The sequence below is a fragment of the Caballeronia sp. genome, assembly GCF_049581465.1.
Taxonomy (GTDB): Bacteria; Pseudomonadota; Gammaproteobacteria; order Burkholderiales; family Burkholderiaceae; genus Caballeronia.
Genome location: NZ_JBAUSA010001254.1, coordinates 1 through 3,303, shown reverse-complemented (window position 1 = coordinate 3,303; position 3,303 = coordinate 1). Strand labels below are relative to the sequence as shown.

General features: G+C 63.9%; 3 protein-coding genes. All 3 read left to right on the top strand.

Annotated elements, in window-relative coordinates; translation table 11 throughout:
• The first annotated feature begins 87 nt into the window (after window positions 1-87).
• Window positions 88-1,611 carry an efflux transporter outer membrane subunit gene (locus WCA53_RS30500; RefSeq protein WP_423920217.1) on the top strand — a complete coding sequence of 508 codons (1,524 nt, stop codon included), beginning with the start codon at window positions 88-90 and terminating at the stop codon, window positions 1,609-1,611.
• Window positions 1,608-2,891: a paraquat-inducible protein A gene (locus WCA53_RS30495; RefSeq protein WP_423920214.1), complete on the top strand. Its 1,284-nt coding sequence runs from the start codon at window positions 1,608-1,610 to the stop codon at window positions 2,889-2,891. The genes WCA53_RS30500 and WCA53_RS30495 overlap by 4 nt, the downstream gene beginning before the upstream one ends.
• Window positions 2,875-3,303 (top strand): MlaD family protein (locus WCA53_RS30490; protein ID WP_423920211.1); only part of this gene is annotated, 429 nt, incomplete at its 3' end. The genes WCA53_RS30495 and WCA53_RS30490, both read left to right, overlap by 17 nt.

Genomic DNA, 3,303 nt, shown 5'->3' with positions numbered 1-3,303 from the left:
GCCCCGCACAGGGCCCCGACGCGGGCCCCGACGCGGGCCCCGGCGCACCGATGGTCAAGCCGTCGGCCAGACGCGAGGATGACTGACATGCGTGCCTCGGCCTCCTTGCCGTTTCTGGTGCCCATCCTGCTGGGACTGGGCGGTTGTCTGCTCGGTCCCGACTACGTGCGGCCGACGGTGGAGACACCGGCCACTTACCGCTTCACCGCCGCTGATAGCGTCGAGGTCGCCAATACCGCGTGGTGGGAGCAATTCCAGGACCCGGTGCTGAACGACCTGATTTCCACTGCGCTGGCGGAAAACAAGGATGTGAAGATCGCGGCGGCACGGGTGGATCAGTTTCTCGGTCAGTTCGTGACGACCCGCGCGGGGCTGTTCCCTCAGGTGGCAGCCAGCTTCGATGCACAACGCCAGCGTGCCTCGCAGGCTGGACCTGTGCCGCTGCAGGCGGGGATGTCGCCGGTCTTCAACGATTTCCAGCCGGCGCTGTCGGCGGCGTGGGAAATCGATGTGTTCGGCAAGGTGCGCCGTGAGACCGAGGCGGCACGCGCGAGCCTGCTGGCCAGCACAGAGGGGCGCCGCGCGACGATCCTGACGCTGGTGGCGTCGGTGGCGACTTCCTACATCAATCTGCGCGACCTCGACCAGCAGCTCGAGATCGCCAAGGCTACGACCGCGAGCCGCGAGGAGTCGGTCCACGTCTTCACGCTGCGCTTTAAGGGCGGCAACGTGTCACAGATGGAACTCGCGCAGAGCCAGTCGGAATATGAGGCGTCGCTCGCGACGATTCCGCAGCTCGAGATGCAGATCGCGCAGCAGGAGGACGCGCTCTCGGTCCTGCTGGGCCGTAACCCTGGCGACATCATGCGTGGCCGCGCCGTGTCGGATCTGGTGATTCCTGCCGTACCGGCGGGGCTGCCTTCGGATCTGCTCGAACGCCGTCCCGATCTGCTTCAGGCCGAGCAGAACCTGGTGGCCGCGAATGCGCTGATCGGAGCCGCAAAGGCGCTCTACTTTCCGTCGATCTCATTGACGGGACTGTTTGGTTCGGCGAGCGGCGATTTCTCGAAGCTGTTTACCGGGCCGGCGCGGGTCTGGGCCTTTGCGGGCTCGGTGAGCATGCCGATCTTCACCGCCGGCAGTATCAGTGGCCAGGTAAAGCAAGCCGAAGCGCAGCAGCAACAGGCGTTGCTCCAGTACGAGCAGGCAATCCAGACCGCGTTTCAGGACGTAGACGATGCGCTCATCGGGCTGCAGAAGACGCGCGAGCAGCTCGTGGTCCAGGGCCGGGAGGTCGATGCGCTGCGCACCTACTCGCGGCTTGCCCGGCTGCGCTACGAGGGGGGTTATACGAGCTATATCGAGGTGCTGGACGCCGAGCGCAGCCTGTTCAACGCGCAGCTCAGCTATACGCAGACCAACGGCGCGGTGTTCGACTCGATCGTCGCCCTTTACAAGGCGATGGGCGGCGGCTGGGTTCTGGAGGCGGAAAAAATGACGGTCCCGTCGCCCGCAGCGCCAGCGCCAGCGTCTGCGCCGGCGGGCACCGCGCCCGTCGCGAGCAGCCCGTCTCCGGTGGCCGAACCGTCCTTGGCACAGGAGGCGAGATGACACGTCCGGAGATCATCGCCTGTAAGGAGTGCGATCTGCTTCAGCTCGGTGCGCCCGTCACGCCCGGCAGCGCGTTGCGCTGCCATCGGTGCCACGCCGAGCTTCGAAGAGGGCGATCGAATGGACCCAAGAATGCGCTGGCATTCGCCTTCGCAGCAGCGGTGCTGCTCGTCATTTCGAACGTGTTTCCGGTTGTTGGTTTATCCGTCAACGGCAATCTCGTTCAAACGACTTTGGCTGGCTCGGTGCGCGTTCTCTACACCAGCGAAACCTGGCCGCTCGCGGTGCTTGTCGGTCTCACAACGATCCTGATGCCTGTGCTGCAGACAGTTGCAATGCTGTGGCTGCTCCTGCCGTTACACTTCGGGCGCGTGCCGTGGCAGGCACCCGCCGGATTCCGGCTATTTCAACTGTCGCGTCCGTGGGGCATGACTGAGGTGCTGATCCTCGGGCTGCTCGTTGCGCTCGTCAAATTGGCGCACATTGCGACGGTTGTGCCGGGCACCGCGTTGTGGTCGTTCATCATATTGATGCTGCTGCTCGCGGCGGCGTCGGCTGCATTCGATCCGCGCGAGGTGTGGGCGCGCATCACCGCCGAGGGAAACACCGGTCGTGCATGGCAACTGCCTCCCATGACGTTCCGCCGCACTTCCGTGACGGCGTCCGCCTACGGCCTTGCGCTGTGCGAAGATTGCGGCCTGCTGGTCCGGTCGCCGGCACGATCGGGTGCGTGGCTTTGCCCGCGCTGCCGATCGCCGCTGCACATGCGCAAGCCATCGAGCCTCTCGCGGACGTGGGCGTATCTGATGGCCGCGATAGTGCTGTACATCCCCGCGAACGTGCTGCCCGTGATGGATACAAGCTCGCTCTTCGGCGCGCAGAAGGACACGATCATGAGCGGCGTGGTCTATCTGTGGGTATCCGGATCATGGCCACTCGCCATACTCGTTTTCGTGGCGAGCATTGTTGTGCCGATGCTCAAGATCCTGGGCCTGGTGTATCTGACCGTCTCGACGCAGTTTCATTCGCAATGGCTTCCCGAGCAGCGAACCCGGATCTACCGCGTGATCGAGCTGGTGGGTCGATGGTCGATGCTCGATATCTACGTGATCACCATGCTGGTCGCGCTGGTGCAATTCCAGGCGCTGGCGACGATCAAGGCAGGCCCGGCATCGATAGCATTCGGGGCGGTCGTCGTGCTGACACTGTTGGCAGCGATGTCGTTTGATCCTCGTCTCATCTGGGACGCAGCGGAGAGGGAGCATGTCCGCGTCAAATAACGAGCCTGATATTCCCGATCTTCCCGCTGCGGACCCGGTGCCGCGCTCGCGCTGGCGCATGCAACTGGTGTGGCTCGTGCCGATCGTCGCGATACTGATCGGCGGGTGGCTTGCCACGAAGGCTATTCTGGAAAGAGGCGAGAAGATTACCATTAGCTTCGACTCAGGCGAGGGCCTTGAAGCCGGGAAGACCAAGCTCAAGTTCAAGGACGTCGATATCGGTGTGGTCGAAACGGTGCAGCTTTCTCACGACCACAAACGCGTGGTGGCAAACGCAGAGGTGACTCGCGACGTGGCGAGTCTGCTCGTCGACAATACGCGTTTCTGGGTTGTCCGCCCGCGCATTTCGGGTGGCACGGTCTCGGGCCTCGGCACGCTTCTGTCCGGCTCCTACATCGACGTCGATATAGGG